The 18,606-nt window shown below is 65.8% G+C and carries 19 protein-coding genes; 9 read left to right on the top strand and 10 right to left on the bottom strand.

The features are described from left to right. The first annotated feature begins 57 nt into the window (after positions 1-57). The gene (locus tag AC1DVS_RS24965; protein WP_478027203.1) at positions 58-1,224 is read left to right on the top strand and encodes a PrnB family protein; all 1,167 of its coding nucleotides are present in this window, start codon (positions 58-60) and stop codon (positions 1,222-1,224) included. Between the two features lie 4 nt (positions 1,225-1,228). On the opposite strand, the gene AC1DVS_RS24960 is transcribed toward AC1DVS_RS24965, so the two are convergent. From AC1DVS_RS24960 to hrcA, 3 genes are all read right to left on the bottom strand, one after another. Continuing rightward, positions 1,229-2,461, bottom strand: coding sequence for a threonine synthase (locus AC1DVS_RS24960; protein ID WP_478027202.1), 1,233 nt, complete (start codon positions 2,459-2,461; stop codon positions 1,229-1,231). 130 nt (positions 2,462-2,591) lie between these two features. After that, positions 2,592-3,152 (bottom strand): nucleotide exchange factor GrpE, encoded by a 561-nt coding sequence (gene grpE / locus AC1DVS_RS24955; RefSeq protein WP_478027201.1) that lies wholly within the window; start codon positions 3,150-3,152, stop codon positions 2,592-2,594. Positions 3,153-3,170: 18 nt separating this feature from the next. After that, a complete protein-coding gene (gene hrcA / locus AC1DVS_RS24950) occupies positions 3,171-4,214 on the bottom strand; it encodes a heat-inducible transcriptional repressor HrcA (protein ID WP_478027200.1) in 1,044 nt (347 codons plus the stop codon). 135 nt (positions 4,215-4,349) lie between these two features. Between hrcA and rph the strand changes: the two genes are divergently transcribed. Continuing rightward, the gene (gene rph / locus AC1DVS_RS24945) at positions 4,350-5,066 is read left to right on the top strand and encodes a ribonuclease PH (RefSeq protein ID WP_478027199.1); all 717 of its coding nucleotides are present in this window, start codon (positions 4,350-4,352) and stop codon (positions 5,064-5,066) included. Further along, positions 5,063-5,686: an RdgB/HAM1 family non-canonical purine NTP pyrophosphatase gene (rdgB, locus tag AC1DVS_RS24940; protein WP_478027198.1), complete on the top strand. Its 624-nt coding sequence runs from the start codon at positions 5,063-5,065 to the stop codon at positions 5,684-5,686. Before rph ends, rdgB begins: the two co-directional genes overlap by 4 nt. A 212-nt stretch (positions 5,687-5,898) precedes the next feature. Here the strand turns inward: rdgB and AC1DVS_RS24935 are convergent, their stop codons facing one another. Further along, positions 5,899-6,462: a CAP domain-containing protein gene (locus AC1DVS_RS24935; RefSeq protein ID WP_478027197.1), complete on the bottom strand. Its 564-nt coding sequence runs from the start codon at positions 6,460-6,462 to the stop codon at positions 5,899-5,901. 38 nt (positions 6,463-6,500) lie between these two features. Between AC1DVS_RS24935 and hemW the strand changes: the two genes are divergently transcribed. Beyond that, on the top strand, positions 6,501-7,661 hold the full coding sequence (gene hemW / locus AC1DVS_RS24930) for a radical SAM family heme chaperone HemW (protein WP_478027196.1): 1,161 nt from the start codon (positions 6,501-6,503) through the stop codon (positions 7,659-7,661). Positions 7,662-7,875: 214 nt separating this feature from the next. On the opposite strand, the gene AC1DVS_RS24925 is transcribed toward hemW, so the two are convergent. Then, positions 7,876-9,072 carry a penicillin-binding protein activator gene (locus AC1DVS_RS24925; RefSeq protein ID WP_478027195.1) on the bottom strand — a complete coding sequence of 399 codons (1,197 nt, stop codon included), beginning with the start codon at positions 9,070-9,072 and terminating at the stop codon, positions 7,876-7,878. Positions 9,073-9,083: 11 nt separating this feature from the next. On the opposite strand from AC1DVS_RS24925, the gene rsmI reads away from it, so the two are divergent. The 4 genes from rsmI (at position 9,084) to AC1DVS_RS24905 (ending at position 12,236) form a co-directional block, all read left to right on the top strand. After that, positions 9,084-9,917: a 16S rRNA (cytidine(1402)-2'-O)-methyltransferase gene (rsmI, locus tag AC1DVS_RS24920; RefSeq protein WP_478027194.1), complete on the top strand. Its 834-nt coding sequence runs from the start codon at positions 9,084-9,086 to the stop codon at positions 9,915-9,917. A gap of 155 nt (positions 9,918-10,072) precedes the next feature. Beyond that, a complete protein-coding gene (locus AC1DVS_RS24915) occupies positions 10,073-10,426 on the top strand; it encodes a YraN family protein (RefSeq protein ID WP_478027193.1) in 354 nt (117 codons plus the stop codon). 49 nt (positions 10,427-10,475) lie between these two features. Next, positions 10,476-11,429 (top strand): glutathione synthase, encoded by a 954-nt coding sequence (gshB, locus tag AC1DVS_RS24910; protein WP_478027192.1) that lies wholly within the window; start codon positions 10,476-10,478, stop codon positions 11,427-11,429. 207 nt (positions 11,430-11,636) lie between these two features. Next, entirely contained in the window at positions 11,637-12,236 is a 600-nt protein-coding gene (locus AC1DVS_RS24905; protein WP_478027191.1) for a DedA family protein, read from the top strand. Positions 12,237-12,307: 71 nt separating this feature from the next. Here the strand turns inward: AC1DVS_RS24905 and AC1DVS_RS24900 are convergent, their stop codons facing one another. From AC1DVS_RS24900 to AC1DVS_RS24880, 5 genes are all read right to left on the bottom strand, one after another. After that, the gene (locus AC1DVS_RS24900) at positions 12,308-12,706 is read right to left on the bottom strand and encodes a hypothetical protein (protein WP_478027190.1); all 399 of its coding nucleotides are present in this window, start codon (positions 12,704-12,706) and stop codon (positions 12,308-12,310) included. Then, positions 12,703-14,412 (bottom strand): DUF4166 domain-containing protein, encoded by a 1,710-nt coding sequence (locus AC1DVS_RS24895; RefSeq protein ID WP_478027189.1) that lies wholly within the window; start codon positions 14,410-14,412, stop codon positions 12,703-12,705. The genes AC1DVS_RS24900 and AC1DVS_RS24895 overlap by 4 nt, the downstream gene beginning before the upstream one ends. Before the next feature lie 20 nt (positions 14,413-14,432). Next, on the bottom strand, positions 14,433-14,858 hold the full coding sequence (locus tag AC1DVS_RS24890) for a thiol-disulfide oxidoreductase DCC family protein (protein ID WP_478027188.1): 426 nt from the start codon (positions 14,856-14,858) through the stop codon (positions 14,433-14,435). A 2-nt stretch (positions 14,859-14,860) separates the two neighbouring features. Continuing rightward, on the bottom strand, positions 14,861-15,754 hold the full coding sequence (locus AC1DVS_RS24885) for a tyrosine recombinase XerC (RefSeq protein ID WP_478027187.1): 894 nt from the start codon (positions 15,752-15,754) through the stop codon (positions 14,861-14,863). Positions 15,755-15,899: 145 nt separating this feature from the next. Continuing rightward, complete coding sequence (locus AC1DVS_RS24880) at positions 15,900-16,340, bottom strand: hypothetical protein (RefSeq protein WP_478027186.1); 441 nt, start codon at positions 16,338-16,340, stop codon at positions 15,900-15,902. A 41-nt stretch (positions 16,341-16,381) separates the two neighbouring features. Here AC1DVS_RS24880 and AC1DVS_RS24875 point away from each other — a divergent pair, with 41 nt between their 5' ends. Further along, a complete protein-coding gene (locus AC1DVS_RS24875) occupies positions 16,382-18,550 on the top strand; it encodes a primosomal protein N' (RefSeq protein WP_478027185.1) in 2,169 nt (722 codons plus the stop codon). Positions 18,551-18,606 lie beyond the last annotated feature (56 nt).

The raw sequence follows: 18,606 nt of genomic DNA, 5'->3' as shown, positions 1-18,606 counted from the left end.
CAGCTCGGCTAATAAAGTTTCATCAGATACCGGTTTTCTCCGAAGGACGCTTCTTCCATGACCCTGCACGGCCTGGCGCATTACGGGCTTTCGGGCGAACGCGGCTATCTGTCGCAGGCCGAGATCGACGAGATCACGCTGCCCGCGGATTTTGCCGAGGTCGAGAGCGCCGCTGCCCGGCTGTCCGGGCTCGTCACCACGGGCCGCATCCGCCATTGGCTGAAGGACCTGCCGATACCGGACATGGACCAGTTCCTCGGCACCGCCAGCGACGCGCAGATCAGCCTCGCGATGGTGCGCTATGCCTTTCTGGTCCAGGCCCATGTCTGGGGCGAACCGACGCCGCCAAGGGCACTTGCGGCGAACCTTGCGGTGCCCTTCGTCGCGCTGGCCGATCGGATCGGCGTTCCGCCGGTGATGAACTATGCCGATTATATCCTCGACAATTGGTGCCGGCTCGATCCGACAGGCCCGATTGCGATCGGCAATGTCATGCAGGTGCAGCGGTTCGCGGGCGGGCTCGACGAGGAATGGTTCGTCCAGATCCACGTCGCGATCGAAGCGACTGCGGGCCGGGCGCTTGAACTGGCGGTCGAGCTCGTCCGGGCAAGCGACGCCGGTGACGCGGCCGCGGTCGAGGCGATGCTGATCGAGATGGAAAGCGTGTGGGAGACGATCATCGCGATCTTCGATCGCATGGTCGAGAAGTGCGACCCCTATATTTATTACAACCGCATCCGGCTCTACATCAACGGCTGGAAGAACAACGCGGCCATGCCCGAAGGGCTGATCTACGAAGGCGTCGCGAAGTTCGAAGGCAAGCCCCAGGAATTTCGCGGCCCGACCGGATCGCAAAGCTCGATCGTGCCGACGATGGACGCCCTGTTCCAGGTCTCGCACGAGAATGACGAGTTGCGAGACCTGCTGGTCGAACTCCACCATTATCGCCCGCGCCGGCACCGCGCATTCATCGAGGATCTGCAGGCGGCGAGCCATTTGCGCGACTTCGCCGTGGAGCAGGGGCCGGGCTTGAAGCAAGCATTCAACGCCTGTGTCGAGCAGGTCGCCCGCTTCCGCACCCGGCACCTCGAATATGCAGCCAACTATATCAACAAACAGGCGTCGTCCGGCATCGGCAACGATCCCGATATCGGCACCGGCGGCACGCCCTTCATGAAATATCTGAAGAAGCACCGCGACGCGAACCGCGCGCAGACCATCTGACCCGTTAAAGCGCCCCCAGATCGATCTCGGCGAACCGGTCGAGCACCTTCGGCGCCTCGGGCATCGGATATTTCAGCCCGGTCGCGCAGTTGAACAGCACCACGCGCTCGTCCTCATCGACCAGCCTGTTGCGCAGCGCCTCGCGGTAAGCCGCCAGCGTCGCCCCGCCTTCAGGGCACAGCAACAATCCGTCACGCCGGGCGCAGTCATCGACTGCTCTGAGGATCGCAGGATCACCGACTGCGACCGCCTGCCCGCCGCTCGCCCGAACCGCGCGCAGGATCAGGAAATCGCCGACCGCTTTCGGCACGCGAATCCCGGCGGCGACCGTAGCCGCATCCTCCCAGCGCTCGGCATGCTCTTCGCCCGCCTCGAACGCGCGGACGATCGGTGCGCACCCCGACGCCTGCACCGCAAACATCCGCGGCCGCTCAGGCCCGATCCAGCCCAGCGCTTCGAGCTCGTCGAACGCCTTCCACATGCCGATCAGCCCGGTACCACCGCCGGTCGGGTAGAAGATCGCGTCGGGCAATTTCCAGCCGAACTGGGCGGCGAGCTCCAGCCCCATCGTCTTCTTGCCCTCGATCCGATAGGGCTCCTTCAGCGTCGAGAAATCGAACCAGCGCCCCTCGGCGGCGCCCCGGCCGACGATCGCCCCACAATCGTCGATCAACCCGTTGACGCGATAGACCCGCCCGCCCTGCACCGCGATCTCGCGGACATTGATCTCAGGCGTATCGTCGGGGCAAAGGATGATCGTCTCGATCCCGACCCGGCTGGCATAGGCAGCGAGCGCCGCGCCGGCATTGCCGTTGGTCGGCATTGCGATTTTGGTGACACCAAGCGCCTTGGCCATCGCCACCGCCATGACCAGGCCCCGCGCCTTGAACGAACCGGTCGGCAGCCGTCCCTCGTCCTTCACCAGCACATGGGAGCTGCCTCCCGATTTCGGGATCGGCACCAGCGGCGTCTCGATCTCGCCGAGGCTGACGATATCGGCGGTGTCGCGCACCGGTAGCAGCTCGCGCCAGCGCCACAGATCAGTCTCGCGCTTGCTCAGCGCCTCTCTCGACAGCGCGGCGCGGACCCCATCGAGATCGTACCGCACCAGCAGCGGCCGCCCCACCCGCGACAGGCCATGCAGCATGTCCGCCTCATAGCGCTCGCCCGTCATCGAACATTCGAGATGCGTGACGAAGGTCGGGCGATCGGTGGTGAGGTTTGAATTCAGACCCATTACCCGCGGCTCCAGCAAGCCCCTCCCCTTCAGGGGAGGGGTTGGGGGTGGGGGATGTCTCACCGAGGCAGGAGCTTGAGTTGACTGCCCCACCCCAACCCCTCCCTGAAGGGGAGAGGCTTTTAAAAGATCACTCCGGCTTCTTCGCCACCCCGACCAGAGCCGGCCGCAACAGCCGGTCCTTGATCATATAGCCAGGCTGCATCTCCTGAACGATCGTGCCGACCGGCTTGTCGCTGGGCAGCTCGAACATCGCCTGGTGGAAATTGGGGTCCAGCGTCTCGCCGATCGTCGACATCTTCTTGATGCCGTGGCGCTGGAACACCGATTCGAGCTCGCGCCCGGTTGCTTCCAGCCCGGCAATCACGCCCTTCAGCTTTTCGTCGTCGCGCAGTTCCGCCGGGATCGCTTCGAGGCCACGGGCCAGATTGTCAGCAACCGACAGCAGGTCGCGGGCAAAGGACGTCGCTGCATAAGCGCGCGCGTCGATCGCTTCCTTCTCGGCGCGGCGGCGGACATTCTGTGCCTCGGCATGGGCATAGAGCAGAGAGGATTTCGCCTCGGCCAGCTCAGCCTCGAGCGTCGCGAAACGGTCGTGCTCGGCAAGCTCGGGCGCGCCTTCAGCGGTTTCCTCGCGCAGGTCGGCCGCGTCGTTGGTGTCCGCGGTCTCGATCTTTTCGTCTTCGATCATGTCTTCGCTTCAATCCTGTTATGGCATCAGCCGCGCCAGTGTCGCGGCGGTGAAATCCACCATGGGCACGACACGGGCATAGTTCAACCGAGTCGGCCCGATTACGCCGACCACACCGACCACGCGCCCATCAAGCCCGCGGAACGGTTTCGCAATGACCGATGATCCCGAAAGCGAGAATAATTTATTCTCCGCGCCGATGAAAATGCGGGTCGCATCGCCCGCGCCGGCACTGTCGAGCAGCTGCGCGATCTCCTGCTTGCCCTCGAGATCGTCGAGCAGATCGCTGATCCGTTCGAGGTCGGCGGCAGCGGCGGCGTCGATGAGCCGGCCCTGGCCGCGCACGATCAGTACCGGGCGACGATCGCCATCCTCGCTCCAGATCGCGAGGCCGCGCTCGATCAAGGTGCGCGCGACGGTGTCGAGCAAAGCGCGCTCCTCGCCGATCTCGCGTTCGATCCGTGAGCGTGCCTGGGCAAGCGTCAGTCCGGAGAGCATCGCGGTCATGTAATTGCCGGCCTCGACCAGCGCCGACGGATTCACCCCCGCCGGCAGGTCGATCACCCGATTCTCGACCGAACCCTCCTCGCTGACCAGCACTGCCAGCGCCTTGTCGGCGGAGAGCGGCACGAAGCTCATCTGGCGCAGCACCAGCTCGCGTTTTGGGACCAACACCAGCCCGGCACAGGCCGAAAGGCCCGACAGCGCTGCGGTGGTCGCCGCCAGCGCCTCCTCGACCGGCCCCGCCTGGTGCGCACGCGATTCGATCGCGGCGCGCTCCTCAGGCGATGGCTCGAGCGCCTGCATCATGCCATCGACGAACAGGCGAAGCCCGGTCTCAGTCGGCATCCGCCCGGCGCTCGTGTGCGGCGCGGCGAGCAAGCCGAGTTCTTCCAGATCCTGCATCACATTGCGGATCGAGGCCGGCGAAAGGTTCAGCCCGGAGAGATGCGCGATCGTCCGTGAGCCGATCGGCGTGCCGGTATTGAGATAGGAGTCCACGACCACGCGAAACACGTCGCGGGCGCGATCATTGAGTTCGGTGATAGGGGGCGCAGGCATGGGTGTCATGTAAGCACCTACGCTGCCCGCCTCAACGCCACTTGTCACGCCCCTCCTTCATTCGCTGCGCCCCGGAAGGGGTGACAGTGAGGAAAGGCAGGGTTAGGGCGAGCCTTACCCTCAGGAGATTCATCTATGCGCCCATCCGGCCGCACCCCCGACCAAATGCGTGCGATCACCATCGAACCGCGCTTCACCCGCCATGCCGAGGGCTCTGTCCTGATCGGTTTCGGCGATACCAAGGTTCTGGTGACCGCCTCGGTCGAGGAGAAGGTGCCGCCGTTCATGCGTGGTCGCGGCGAAGGCTGGGTGACGGCTGAATATGGCATGCTGCCCCGCGCCACCCATACCCGCGGATCGCGCGAGGCGGCCAAGGGCAAGCAATCGGGTCGCACCCAGGAAATCCAGCGGCTAATCGGCCGCTCCTTGCGCGCCGTGACGGACATGAAACTGCTCGGCGAACGCCAGATCGTGCTCGATTGCGACGTGATCCAGGCTGATGGCGGCACCCGCACCGCGTCGATCTCGGGCGCCTGGGTCGCACTCCGGCTGGCGATCGATGGCCTGCTGGCGAGCGGTAAGCTGACCGAAGACCCGCTGACCCAGAAGGTCGCGGCGATCTCGTGCGGCATCTACAAGGGCACGCCAGTCCTCGACCTCGATTATGACGAGGATTCGAACGCCGATGCGGACGCCAATTTCGTGCTGCTCGAAAACGGCAATATCGCCGAGGCACAGGCCACCGCCGAGGGCGCGACCTATGACGAGGAGGCGCTGCTCCGCTTGTTGAGGCTCGCCCGAATCGGCTGCGCGGATATCTTCGCTGCCCAGGCAAAGGCAGTCGCAAAATGACCGAGGACGTGGCTCCGCAGGCGATCCGCAAGCTGAAACCCGGCAAGCTCGTCATTGCGAGCCACAACCAGGGCAAGGTCCGCGAAATCCTCGAAATGCTCGGGCCCTACGGGATCGAGCCGGTCTCCGCGGCCGATCTCGACCTGCCCGAGCCCGAGGAGACCGGCACCACCTTCCTCGCCAATGCCGAACTGAAGGCGCTTCAGGCCGCCGACCTGACCGGCCTGCCCGCGCTAGCCGACGATAGCGGCCTCTGCGTCGATGCGCTGAACGGCGATCCAGGCATCTTCTCAGCCCGCTGGGCCGGGGAGGCGAAGGACTTCAAGGTGGCGATGCAGCGCGTCAACGACGCGATCGAAGCGACCGGCCCCGATGCCAGCCGCAACGCCCATTTCGTCTGCGTCCTCGCGCTCGCCTGGCCCGACGGCCATGTCGAATGGTTCGAAGGCCGGGTCGACGGCACTTTGGTGTGGCCGCCACGCGGCACTGGCGGCTTCGGCTACAACCCGATCTTCGCGCCCGAAGGCAGCGACCTGACCTTCGCCGAAATGCCCGACGCGAAAAAAGCAATCAGCCACCGCGCCATGGCGTTCGAAAAGATGATGGCAGCGGTCTTCTAATTCCCTCTCCCAGCGGGAGAGGGAAGGGGCCCATCGCATAGCGATGGGAAGGGTGAGGGTGACGTCTCTCGTCCTAATTCACCCTCATCCGGCGCTTCGCGCCACCAGTTTTGTCGATCACTGGGTAAACCATGCCCCCGGCATGGTTTAGAAATGCCCGGGGGGGCATTTCGACCCGGCGATCGGCAAAACTMCCGCCGGGAGAAGGGTTTTCACAGCGCCATCCGCCCCATCACATTCCCCGGCGGCGTATACCTGCACACCAGATACTCATCCGTCGCATTGCTCGCGGTCGCACAGCCGAACTCCGTCGTGCCGCGCCAGATGATCTGGGTGTAATGCGCGACATCCTCCCCGCGCCCAGTCGTGCTGAAATCGGGAGTGGGACGCGGACGATAATAGCGGGCCTCGTCAACCCAATGCCCCGCCATCTCCTCATAGCGATAAGCGCCGCGCGTGCCGGTCCACAGATTCTCGCCTTCAGCCACTCTCCCCCGCGGCTCGTGCGAATGCTCGAACCGTCCGGTACGCGCCAGCTCGTTCGCATAACCCTGCGCATCGGCGGCCAGCGTCACGTTCCACCTCAGCGGCGCCACGCCGGCAGCGGCACGAGCTTCATTATGGCCCGCGATCATCGCCTGGCGGAGCAAGGCGGTGCCGCGCGGCGCCTGGCCTGAAAAGGCACGCTTCTCGACCACGCGCTGCGGCTGCGAGTCAGCCGAACAGCCAGCGAGAAGCGCCAGCGCCATCAACCCGACATCCCATCTGCGCCGCATCTTTCCCAATCTCCCTCAGGCGACCATATGGGGCGCCCATGCATGATCCCCAAACGACGCCGCTCGCGCTTTATGTCCATTGGCCGTTCTGCGTCTCGAAATGCCCCTATTGCGACTTCAACAGCCATGTCCGCGAAGGCGTGGACCAGGCAGCGTGGCGCGCCGGCCTGCTCGCGGACCTTGCCCATGAAGCGGCGGAGACGCCGGGACGAAAGCTCGGTTCGATCTTCTTCGGCGGCGGCACGCCCTCGCTGATGCCACCCGAGACAGTCGCTGCGGTGATCGGCGCCGCTGAATCGGCCTGGGGATTCATCGACGATATCGAGATCACGCTCGAGGCCAACCCCTCCTCGGTCGAGGCGGCACGCTTCGCCGACATCGCCGCCGCCGGCGTCAACCGCGTGTCGCTGGGCCTGCAGGCGCTCGACAATGAAGCGCTGCACTTTCTCGGCCGCGCGCATGACGTGTCGGAAGGCCTGGCCGCGCTCGACACAGCACAGCGCGCTTTCGCACGGGTAAGCTTCGACCTGATCTATGCCCGCCCAGGCCAGTCGCTTGCCGCATGGGAAACCGAGCTCGCCCGCGCGATCGGCTTCGGCACCGAGCATCTCTCGCTTTATCAGCTGACGATCGAGCCCGGCACCCGCTTCGCCACCGAGGCGGCGGCGGGGCGGATCGTCATCCCCGACAGCGACCATGGCGCCGATCTGTTCGAGGCCACTCGCGCGATCACTGCGGCAGCCGGTATTCCGGCCTATGAAATCTCGAACCACGCCCGGCCCGGCGCCGAGAGCCGCCATAACCTCACTTATTGGCGTTACCGCGACTATACCGGGATCGGCCCCGGCGCGCATGGCCGACGCGGCGGCCTCGCAATCGTGCGTCGTAAAAAGCCCGAAAACTGGATGACGGCGATCGACCGCAACCAGCACGGCATCGAGCTCGAGGAAGTCCTCGCCCCACATACCCGCGCCACCGAGGCCTTGCTGATGGGGCTAAGGCTGCGCGAAGGCGTCGACCTCGCCCGGATCGCAGCGCTCGGCGAGACCAGCATCGACGCCCTGATCAGCAGGTCCGCCGCCGATCGTCTCGAACAACAGGGCCTGCTCCTCCGCTGCGAAGATCGGCTGACGATCACTGACGCCGGAATGCTTCTGCTCGACGCGATCCTGCCGGAGATCGTCCGCGACGCGGCCTGATCGACCTTCAGCGCGCAGGTCGGCGCTTAGAAGTGGTTCACGCGAAGGCGCAAAGGGAGATTGTGCAGGAAGGCCATGCCAATCCACGCTGGCCTGCACGGCAGAGTCACGAATGCCAACGCAAGCATGCCCGAATATTCCTTCGCGCCTTCGCGCCTTTGCGAGAACCCATTCAACTGAGCCGCGAAGACCGAGGCCCGAATGTGGATCAGTTCTAGCGATCCCCGAATCCGCTCGGCGCCGGCGACACCACCACCGTCGTCCCGCCACGGATCTCCTGCACCTCGAGCGCCCGCTCGGCGACGCTGTCGCGGCCGAACCGGAAAGCGCCGTCGATGCCGGCAAATCCGTCATGATCGCGCAGCCGCTCCTCGGGGAAGGGGCTCCCGATCGGCCAGTCACGGGCGATCCGGACGGTCAGCAGCACCGCATCATAGCCAAGGCTCGACAGCCGATACGGGCCGACACCGAAGCGCGCCCGATATTTGGCCGCGTATTGGCGATAGAGCGTGTTCGAAACGCTCGCGTACCACGCGCCGGCCAGCGCCGGCCGTGTCGCGACCGAGGTTTCCGAGTTCCACAGCTCGGTGCCGAGCACATGGGCAGCACCGCCACCGTTCCTGCGCACCATCGGCACCGCAAGCGACGCGGTCGCGCCGCCATCGGCGATCAGCACCCCCTCATAGGGCCCGTTCGGCGCCATGCGCGTAACCGCCGCACTCAACGATCCGGCGGCGCGATCATAGGTCTGGAGCGAACGCACCTGCCCGCCGGCCCGTTCGACCGCGCGGAGGAAGGCGCTCGACGCGCGCTCGCCATACGTGCCGTTCGGCACCAGCCCGGCAAAATCGGAAACACCCTGCGCCCTGGCATATCCGACCACACGCTCGATCGACTGGCCGGGAACATAGCCCATCAGATAAGCGCCGTTGCCGGCGGCCGTGATGTCGTTGGAGAAGCTGACCACAGGCACGCCGGCGCGGCGCGCGATCGGTGCCACCGCCTTGACATCGTCGGCGAGCAGCGGCCCGAGGATCAGGCGATTGCCATCGGCCAGCGCCTTTTGCGCCGCCGCGGCGGCACCGCCATTGGTATCATAAGTGGTGATTCGCACCCGCTCGTTCTTGGTGTCGAGCAGCGCCATCTGGGTCGCGTTGGCGAGGCTCTGACCAACGCCGGCATTGGTGCCGGTCAACGGCACCAGCAAGGCGACGCGGTGGCGTGCGACGTCGGTCGGGATGCCGGGCTCGACTCGCTGGGGCTCAACCTGAGCTGGCCGAACGGGCGGCGCGACTGGGCCCGGCCTGCGTGGTACCACTGACTGGCACCCGCTCAGGATCACTGCTCCCGCTATGATTGCGGTGCGAAGAATCCCTCTGCCCCGTTGCAGTACCGATACGCCCTCTGCCATGACTGCTCCCAATGAACGCCGAACTCGCGCCTGGTCTCTATATCGTCGCCACCCCGATCGGCAATCTCGGTGACCTGAGCCCGCGTGCCGCACATATACTCTCGAACGCAGCGGTAGTTGCAGTCGAAGACTCGCGTGTGACGGCGGGCTTGCTGCGCCATATCGGCGTGAAGCGGCCAATGACACCCTATCATGATCATAATGCCGAACATGTCCGCCCTGGCCTGATCGCGCGGATGGGCACTGAAGCGGTCGCCCTGGTGTCGGACGCGGGGACGCCGCTGATCTCCGATCCCGGCTACAAGCTGGTCCGCGACGCCCGCGCGGCCGGCCATCTTGTGGTGACGATTCCCGGCCCCTGCGCCGCCATCGCTGCGTTGACGCTTGCGGGGCTGCCGACCGACCGTTTCCTCTATTGCGGCTTCCTTCCACCCAAGGCGCAGGCCCGCGCGGCGGCGATCGCCGAAATTGGCGCGGTGCGCGCAACATTGGTGATCTACGAATCAGGCCCACGCCTCGGCGCGACGCTCGCCGCGCTGGCTGAAGGCCTTGGTGATCGCGAGGCGGCGGTGACGCGAGAGATCACCAAGCGATTCGAGGAAGCGGTAACCGGCACGCTTTCGATGCTGGCCGCCCGCTATGCCGATGCGCCGCCCAAAGGCGAGATCGTCATCGTGGTCGGCCCACCAGGCGAGCCTGAAGCAGCGAGCGTGGATGATGCGGAGGCGGCGCTCGTGGAGGCACTGACACGCCTCTCAACCGGTCAGGCGGCAAGCGAGGTCGCGAAACGCCTGGGGGTAGATCGCAAGGAACTCTACGCGCGCGCTCTGGAATTGAAGAAGTGACGGACGGCCCCCTTAGTTCCTCCCCGGAACGGGGAGGGGGACCGCCCGCCTCTTCGGCGGGTGGTGGAGGGGCTTGGAGCGCGGCCACGCTGCCGCGCTCCAAGCCCCTCCACCACTTCGTGGTCCCCCTCCCCGTTCCGGGGAGGAACTAGGGAGTGAGAGACCGTCGCATCGCCGAAGCCTCAGGCCGCCGCGGCGAGCGCCTCGCCGGCTGGTGGCTCCGCCTCAAGGGCTGGAGCATCCTAGATCGCCGCGTCCGCACCCCCGCAGGCGAAGTGGACATCGTCGCGCGCCGCGGCAATCTCATCGCCTTCGTCGAGGTAAAATCCCGCGCCACAGCCGCCGAACTCGACTACGCCATCGACGAATACCGCCTGTCGCGGGTCGCCCGGGCCGCGGAATATCTGATGCCGAAGTACGCCGGCCCCGGCGACGATATCCGCGTCGACGTCATCCTGCTCGCACCCGGCACCCGCCCGCGCCATATCGAGAATGCCTGGATCGGGTGACATTCGCCAAGACCCACCCTACATCGCCGCCTCCGCCCGGGAGAATGACATGAGCCTTTCCGTCGCCGTCCAGATGGACCCGCTCGACAGCATCAATATCGCGGGCGATTCGACCTTCGCGCTGATGCTCTCGGGGCAATCGCGCGGACACCGGCTCTATCATTATGCCGCCGAGGACCTGAACTATGCCGATGGCCGCGTCTGGGCGAAGGCCCATCCGGTGACGGTGCAGCGCGTGCCCGGCAATCATTTCAGCTTCGGCCAACCGCTCAGCCTCGACCTCGGCAAGGAAGCCGATGTCGTGCTGATGCGCCAGGATCCGCCCTTCGACCTCGGCTATATCACCGCCACCCATCTGCTCGAGCGCATCGCGCATCAGACGCTGGTGGTGAACGACCCGGCCAGCGTCCGCAACGCGCCCGAAAAAGTCTTCGTCCTCGACTACGCCCAGTTCATGCCGCCGACGCTCGTGACCCGCTCGCTCGACGAGGCCCGCGCCTTCCTCGCGCAGCACGGCGAGATCGTGGTCAAGCCGCTCCACGGCAATGGCGGCAAGGCGATCTTCAAAGTCGGCAGCGACGGCGCCAATCTCTCGGCGCTGATCGAGGTGTTCAACACCGCCTATCGCGAACCGCACATGATCCAGGCCTTCCTTCCCGACGTTGCGAAGGGCGACAAAAGGATCGTCCTGGTCGACGGCGTGGTCGCCGGTGCGATCAACCGCGTGCCGGGCGCTGGCGAGATCCGCTCCAACCTCGCGGTCGGCGGCTCGGCTGAAAAGTCGATCCTGACGCCCGAAGAGGAGGAGATCTGCGCAGTCCTCGGCCCCGAACTGAAGAAGCGCGGGCTGCTGTTCGTCGGCATCGACGTGATCGGCGGCAAATGGCTGACCGAGATCAACGTCACCTCCCCCACCGGCATCGTCGCGATCGAACGCTTCGACGGGACCGACGTGGCCGGCCTGATCTGGGATGCGATCGAGGCCAAGGTCGAACGTGCGTAAATCTTTTTCCCTCTCCCAGCGGGAGAGGAGTGTTGGGTGAACATCGCCCCGCGCTGTTCAGGTCATGCCGGGGGCATGACCGACCCAACACTGGGCCCGTCACGAAGTGACGGGAAGGGTGAGGGTGACCAGCATGATCGTCACGCACTCAACCGCACCCCGCGCTGCTGCGCAGCTTGCCCCTCTCCTGAAAGGAGAGGGGAAGAAGTGACCGACCTCATCATCACCCTCATCACCTGGGGAGGCTATCTCGGCATCTTCCTGCTGATGGCGCTCGAGAATATCTTCCCGCCAATCCCCTCCGAAGTGATCATGGGTCTGGGCGGCATCGCGGTCGCGCAAGGGCGGATGGAGATGGTGCCGCTGATCCTGTGGGGCACCGCAGGCAGCGTCGCGGGCAATTATTGCTGGTACGCGCTCGGCCGACACTTCGGCTATCGCGGGCTGCAGCCCAGCGTCGAGCGCTACAGCCGCTGGCTCACCGTCGAATGGCACGACGTCGAACGGCTACACGACTTCTTCCAGCGCCACGGCCAATGGGTCGTGTTCGTGTTTCGCTTCATGCCGACCTTCCGCACGATCGTCTCGCTTCCCGCCGGTATGGCCTGCATGCCGCACTGGCGATTCCTGCTCTGGACGGCAGCGGGCGCGGCGATCTGGGACAGCATCCTCGCCGGCGCCGGCTATTATCTCGGCACGAACTTCCGGGAGCTCGACCGGTTCGTCGGCCCGGCCGCTATCGCTATCATGGCGGTGATAGCCCTCGTCTATCTCTGGCGCGTGATCACCTGGAAACCACGCAGCTGAGCGAGGCGGCTTGTTGCCTAAAGGTCGCCCAACGCCAGACCGGAAGAAAAACCGCTGGGAAGCGGCCACAATTACCGAAGCCGCACCTCATCTTCGGACCACCATCGCACCTCAGCAGAGTCCTCCTCCGCCCTGACGATGGCTTCCAGGGCTGTCGCGAGCCGACCGATGACCACAGTCGTATCGACGCGCTTCAACCACCTGCGCACCTGTGGTCTGCTCGGCTCGATAAAGCAAAGATGGCCGTCTTCAAGGTCAGGGTTCTGGCCGCAACCGATCCATAAGGAGAAGGCAGGGTTTTCGATCATGACAACCCAGCCCCAATCCTCTTGCAGGACCCGTTGGACGTGAAAACCATGCGCAGGAAGGGTGCCCCCGATAAGAGTGGCAAGCTTCTTCCCCGAGGGATTGCTGTCGCTGAAGTCCTCGTCCACCAGGGCAGCGTTTCGAAAGACGAGATGGGTTTTCATTGGCGACCCTCGGTTAGCGACGATTCTGCGGGCAATTCGGCAACTGGACTGAGCCTCCCCCGATATCCGACCAGCAGGCCAAACACCGGCAGCCTGATCTCTACATCGAAACAGAATTCCCCATCGCGCTCGGTTTCAAAGCTCAATCCCGTCGGCAGGAGGAACCGGGGCATGGGAATGCCCAGGACGGACCACCGCCTCGAAATCAGGAGCAGGCGATCGCCCTCAACCACCAAAGCCAGCGCGATGGATGCCAGTCCGAACCGCTCCACCACCAGATGCTCGTTCAGTCCAACGCCCGCCGACTGCACCGAAGAGAAGCACTTGCCGCCGAAATTCCGCGTCCAGCGTTCCGCGCCGCCCTCCCGCGAAAAAGTCACCGTGACCGGCACTCGTGGTGCAGCGCTCGGAAAGCCGATAAGCGCCCCTGCAATCGCGGCCACCGGTCCGTGGCCGCGTCGCACCTCCGCAAAGCCGGTCCATTCCCGCGCCGCGGTATCGCCATGCAGCTCCCGAAGTCGCGGTGGAAGCGAGGCGAAGGCCGACCCCAGGATCCTGCGGTACAGCGGCCCCTCCGCATCCCCCTCCTTGCTGCCGCCGCGAAACCCTGTGAAAATCTGCCGGCTCTCAAACAGCGTGTCATAGTCGGCAAGATCAAGCGCACGGACGCCCGGCCGCGCTCCCGCCTCTGGCCGTGTCCCGGCCAGCAGCTTCCGGACGATCGCTTCGATCGCCATCGAAGGGATGTACGGGCCATCGTCACCCTCGGCGAGCAGGTGCCAGCTTCGCTCGACACCCTGACCGTCCGCGATGCCGCGAGCATGGACGAACATGCCGCCGCGATGCTCGCCGAACCGCATCCGGTTGAGCACTGCATAGCAGAGCCGCGACAACGGCTCGAGCGACGGCAGCCTGAAAGTGTGACGCGCCTTCGCCAGCAGATTAAGGATGCGATGCAGGATTTCCGGTATTGGCCCGGCTCCCATCCAGATATCGGTGATCGTGGGGTGCTCAGGCGGAATGACCTGGAGGTCAGGCACATCGACCAGCGAGAAGAGCGTGTTCCGAAGCGGCAATCGGCCAGGCACCGCGATCGTGAAGCGCATGCTCTCCGCCAGCCCCACGCCATGCGACGGCTTGCCATGCCGCTGCAGCTTCACCGGGGAGCCGGCATAGCCCACCACCGCGCGCATGACGTTGAGGCCGATCCCGGCATAGGGTGACGGCGCGATGCCGCCTTCGACCGAGACAATCTCGATCGTCTTCGCCATCTCGCGCAGGACAGCGGCGGTCAGGACGGGAAAGCTGCTGATGCCCGACAGGACGAACACGCCCGCTGCTTTCGCCTCGGCATCGAACCCCGAAACGCCAAAGACGAAATCAGCGCCGTCGGCGAAATCCAGATAGTCGATGCCGGCCTCGATACAGGCCGCAATTACGCCGTAGCCATCAGCCCCATAGTCCTGAAAAGGTCCGGACGCATCGACGACGAGATCGGGCTGCCGCACGCGCAGGCCCCCGGCAATATCGGCACGATCGAGCGCGAGCGGGAGAACCCGCGCCTGTCCCCTATACCGCGCGCAAAAGGCCTCGGCGCGGGAAAGATCGCGGCCGCAGATGAGAAGCTCGATCTCGGGAAGGTCGGACAGCAGCTCCGCCAGCCGCCCGCCAAAAACACCATATCCGCCAAGGATCAGGATCCTCATGCGCGCCGTGCCCGCTTCGCTCACAAAAGCCTGTCCCTGTATTCCGGCGGCGGCACCCAGCAGGTCTCCCGCTTGCCGAACAGCCGATAGCGATGTCGTGCGACCCACCGGTAAACCGGGTCGCGCAGGAAGGCCGGCACGATCCGCAATGCGCCGAGCAGCCGCCACGGGAAACCCAGCCCCTCATAGATGCTCAGCACGGCATCGCTATCCTGCCGCACCCGATGGCCTTTCACGACGAGTATGCTGCTCGGCTTCAGCGGATCCAGGCCGTGCCTCCGGTAAATCGCCGCGCCGACATCCCCCTGCATGGACGCCAGACGGAAATGGCCGAGCTTGTCGTGCTTCAGCACGAACTGAGCGTTGACGGAGCAGAGCACGCACTCGGCGTCAAAAAGGATGATCGGGCCGCCCGGCGCGTCGGGAGAAGGCGCCTTCTGGCTCATGCCTAGGCGCCCCCGCTCGTGGCCCGCGGATGCGCGTTGCGATACACATCCAGCAGATGCGCCGCATCGACTGCGGTGTAGATCTGCGTCGAGCTCAAGCTCGCATGGCCGAGCAATTCCTGCAGCGCGCGTAGATCGGCGCCGCGCCCAAGCAGATGAGTCGCGAAACTGTGGCGGAGCGCGTGCGGCGTCGTCCGTTCGGGCAGGCCAAGCCGAGTCCGCGCCGCCTGCACCGAGCGGCGGATGATGGCGGGCGCCAGCGGCCCTCCCTTCGCCCCGCGGAACAGCGCAACATCGCGCGAGATCGGCCAGGGGCAAATCTCGACATAGGCCATGATCGCGTCGCGCACCTGCGGCAGCAGCGGCACGATCCGCGTCTTGTCGCGCTTGCCGGTGACGCTCAGCGTCTCGCCAAGCGGCAGGATCGCGCCGGTAAGCCCGGTCGCCTCGCTGATCCGCAAGCCGGCGCCGTAGAGCAGCAGCAGCACCGCCAGATCGCGCGCGCCGATCCAGGCTTCGGCCGCGTCTTCGGCCACATCCTCAGCAAGCGACACTGCCTCGTCGGGTGAGACGGGCCGCGGCACCCCCTTCTTCACCCGCGGCCCCTTGAGGCGCGGCGTAGCCCCGCCGGCAAAGGCCAGGAAGCCGCGAACCGCCGACAATTCCCGCGCAGCAGATGCGTTGCCGAGCCCTTCACCCCGGCGCTGCGCGAGATAGGCGCGCAGGTCGGCGGAGCTCACCACCTTCAGCCCGTCAGGCAGGACCGGACCGCCCCAATGCCCTTCAAGAAACCCCATCAGCCGCTCCGCCGTCGCCTGATAGGCGCGGATCGTATGGAGCGAACGCCGCCGGTCGCGGCGGAGATGGTCGGCAAAGGCGAGCGCTAGATCCTGCACGACGTGACCCTACGCCATCGACTCCAGCGATCAAGCGCGTCTCGCCAGTCCAGCAAACATTGTACAGATCTCTGTACAACGTTTGCTGGAAACTGTCAGAACCCTCATGACATTTCCAACAATTTGGTCCCGTCTGAGGCCCCAGCTAGCGGCGCGGCCTCTGCTTAGCCGAGATCGCCCTGATCACCAGCCGCTCTTCGCCCGCCGGGTCAATCGGCAGTGCCACACTCGCCGCGGCGGCATCGATCAGCGCAGCGACCGCATCGCTCCCGATCAGTTCTGGGGTCAGCTTCACATGGCGCACCACGCTCCCCTCGCCCTGGAGCAGGCCCTCAGGATCGGGCAGGCTCGGCCCGTTCGTCAGGAACAGGCTCACCCAGCGCGGATACAGCGCGATCGAGCAGACGATCGCCCGCGCCTTCTCGTTCGGCCCGAAGCCGATCGCGAGCGCGTTGTAATTGTCATAGACCAGCCGCACCGCCCCCGGCAGCCGCGCCGCCACCATCGCCAGCGCGGCACGGGCATTGGCCGCAACTTCGGGCGAAAACCGGTCGATGAACATGTCGAGCTGTTCTTCGGGCGTCATTGGGCTCCCCTTGTTGGCAATCCTACATTAGGGGCATGTCCATGTCGCGCGCCCGTGTCCTCGTCATGAATTCGGCGCTCGGCCCACTCGATTACCGGGTGCCGCACGGCATGCAGGTCGAGCCCGGCTCGATCGTCATCGCCCCGCTCGGCCCGCGCCAGCTGCTCGGCGTGGTGTGGGAACCCGAGCATATGCCCTCGGACGCCGAGGTCGGCGACAACCGGCTGCGCAACCTGGTCGGGGTGGTGCCGGTCGCCCCGCTCGCAGCGCCGCTCCGCCGATTGGTCGAGTGGACTGCCAACTACTATCTCGCCCCGCCTGCCTCGGTCGCGCGCATGGCGATGCCATCGACCTCGGCGCTCGAAGGCGCGCGCACCGTCACTGAATATCGTGCAACCGGCCGCATTCCCGATCGCATGACACCGCAGCGCGAGCAGGCGCTCGATCGGATCGGCGTTACCCAGGGCCTGATCCGCGAGCTGGCGATCACCGCCGATGTCTCGGACGCAGTGATCCGCGGTCTGGTGAAGACCGGCGCGCTCGAAGGGGTGGAGGTCGATATCGACAGCCCCTTCCCGGTGCCCGATCCCGATTTCGGCATTCCCGCGCTCTCGCCCGATCAGCGCGCCGCCGCCGAAGTGCTGATCGCCAATGTCGCTGACGAAGCGTTCCAGCCGACCTTGCTCGACGGCGTCACCGGCTCGGGCAAGACCGAGGTCTATTTCGAAGCAGTCGCCGCCGCGATCCGCTCGGGCAAGCAGACGCTCGTCCTGCTCCCCGAGATCGCGCTGACCGAGCCCTTCCTCACCCGCTTCGCCGCGCGCTTCGGCGTCGCGCCGGTCGCCTGGCATTCGGGCCTGCGCCAGTCGCAGCGCCGCCGCGCCTGGCGGGCGATCTCAAGCGGCCAGGCACTCGTCACGGTCGGCGCGCGCTCGTCGCTGTTCCTGCCCTATGCCAATCTCGGCCTGATCGTCGTCGACGAGGCGCATGAAACCAGCTTCAAGCAGGAAGAGGGCGTCCACTATCACGCCCGCGATGTCGCGGTGATGCGCGGCCTGTTTGAGAAATGCCCGGTCATCCTCGCCTCGGCAACGCCCGCGATCGAGACCCGCCACCAGGTCGCGCTCGGCCGCTATGCGGAGTTGAAGCTCCCCGGCCGCTGGGGCGCCGCCGAAATGCCGGCGATCGAAGCGATCGACCTGATCGCCAACCCGCCCGATCGCGGCCGCTGGATCGCGCCCAAGTTGGTGAACGCCATCGAGGAGACGCTCGCCCGGCGCGAGCAGGTGCTGCTGTTCCTCAACCGCCGTGGCTTCGCCCCACTGACCCTGTGCCGCACCTGCGGCCACCGCTTCCAATGCCCCAATTGCACGGCATGGATGGTCGAGCACCGCCTCGTCCGCCGCCTCGCCTGCCACCATTGCGGCCATATCGAGCCGGTGCCGCGCGCCTGCCCCGAATGTTCGAACGAGGACACACTCGTCGCGGTCGGCCCCGGCGTCGAACGCATCGCCGATGAGGTGACCGCTCTGTTCCCCGAGGCGAAGACCGCGATCGTCACCTCGGACACGATCTGGTCCCCGGCCAAGGCAGCCGAGTTCGTCCACCGCATGGAAGCCCACGATATCGACATCGTGATCGGCACCCAGCTCGTCACCAAGGGCTATCACTTCCCCAACCTCACCTTGGTCGGCGTGATCGATGCCGATCTCGGCCTCGACGGCGGCGACCTCCGCGCATCGGAACGCACCTTCCAGCAGATCATGCAGGTCTCCGGCCGCGCCGGTCGCGGCGCCAAGCCGGGGCAAGTCTATATCCAGACCCACAGCCCCGACGCGCAGGTGATGCGCGCGCTGATCACCGGCGACGCCGACAGCTTCTACGAAGCCGAGACCGAATCCCGCCGCGAAGCCGGTGCCCCGCCATTCGGCCGCTTCGCCGGCATCGTCATCTCGAGTGAAGACAAGACCGCCGCGCACGAGATCGCGACCCTGATCGGCCGCACCGCCCCCCGGCTCGAGGCAATGGAAGTCTATGGCCCCGCCCCCGCCCCACTGGCGATGCTCCGCGGCCGTCACCGCTACCGGTTGCTCGTTCATGCCCGCCGCGCGCTCGACGTGCAGGACGTGATCCGCGACTGGCTCGGCAAACTCGACTGGCCCGCCAAGGTGCGGGTCGTGGTCGATGTCGATCCGTACAGCTTCCTGTGAGCGGGTCGCATTTTTCTCCCTGTTGCAAAGGGGATAATCCTGTCAGAAATCGGCTG

The organism is Sphingomonas sp. P3_C5, from assembly GCF_056402635.1.
Note: the sequence above shows the minus strand (reverse complement) of the source record. Positions and strands in the feature narration are given on the sequence as shown.

What these genes read in the sequence shown, in the direction of transcription:
- AC1DVS_RS24965 (WP_478027203.1), top strand. Translation starts at nt 58, where the DNA reads ATGACCCTGCACGGCCTGGCGCATTACGGGCTTTCGGGCGAACGCGGC.
- AC1DVS_RS24960 (WP_478027202.1), bottom strand. Translation starts at nt 2,461, where the DNA reads ATGGGTCTGAATTCAAACCTCACCACCGATCGCCCGACCTTCGTCACG.
- grpE (WP_478027201.1), bottom strand. Translation starts at nt 3,152, where the DNA reads ATGATCGAAGACGAAAAGATCGAGACCGCGGACACCAACGACGCGGCC.
- hrcA (WP_478027200.1), bottom strand. Translation starts at nt 4,214, where the DNA reads ATGCCTGCGCCCCCTATCACCGAACTCAATGATCGCGCCCGCGACGTG.
- rph (WP_478027199.1), top strand. Translation starts at nt 4,350, where the DNA reads ATGCGCCCATCCGGCCGCACCCCCGACCAAATGCGTGCGATCACCATC.
- rdgB (WP_478027198.1), top strand. Translation starts at nt 5,063, where the DNA reads ATGACCGAGGACGTGGCTCCGCAGGCGATCCGCAAGCTGAAACCCGGC.
- AC1DVS_RS24935 (WP_478027197.1), bottom strand. Translation starts at nt 6,462, where the DNA reads ATGCGGCGCAGATGGGATGTCGGGTTGATGGCGCTGGCGCTTCTCGCT.
- hemW (WP_478027196.1), top strand. Translation starts at nt 6,501, where the DNA reads ATGCATGATCCCCAAACGACGCCGCTCGCGCTTTATGTCCATTGGCCG.
- AC1DVS_RS24925 (WP_478027195.1), bottom strand. Translation starts at nt 9,072, where the DNA reads ATGGCAGAGGGCGTATCGGTACTGCAACGGGGCAGAGGGATTCTTCGC.
- rsmI (WP_478027194.1), top strand. Translation starts at nt 9,084, where the DNA reads ATGAACGCCGAACTCGCGCCTGGTCTCTATATCGTCGCCACCCCGATC.
- gshB (WP_478027192.1), top strand. Translation starts at nt 10,476, where the DNA reads ATGAGCCTTTCCGTCGCCGTCCAGATGGACCCGCTCGACAGCATCAAT.
- AC1DVS_RS24900 (WP_478027190.1), bottom strand. Translation starts at nt 12,706, where the DNA reads ATGAAAACCCATCTCGTCTTTCGAAACGCTGCCCTGGTGGACGAGGAC.
- AC1DVS_RS24895 (WP_478027189.1), bottom strand. Translation starts at nt 14,412, where the DNA reads ATGAGGATCCTGATCCTTGGCGGATATGGTGTTTTTGGCGGGCGGCTG.
- AC1DVS_RS24890 (WP_478027188.1), bottom strand. Translation starts at nt 14,858, where the DNA reads ATGAGCCAGAAGGCGCCTTCTCCCGACGCGCCGGGCGGCCCGATCATC.
- AC1DVS_RS24880 (WP_478027186.1), bottom strand. Translation starts at nt 16,340, where the DNA reads ATGACGCCCGAAGAACAGCTCGACATGTTCATCGACCGGTTTTCGCCC.
- AC1DVS_RS24875 (WP_478027185.1), top strand. Translation starts at nt 16,382, where the DNA reads ATGTCGCGCGCCCGTGTCCTCGTCATGAATTCGGCGCTCGGCCCACTC.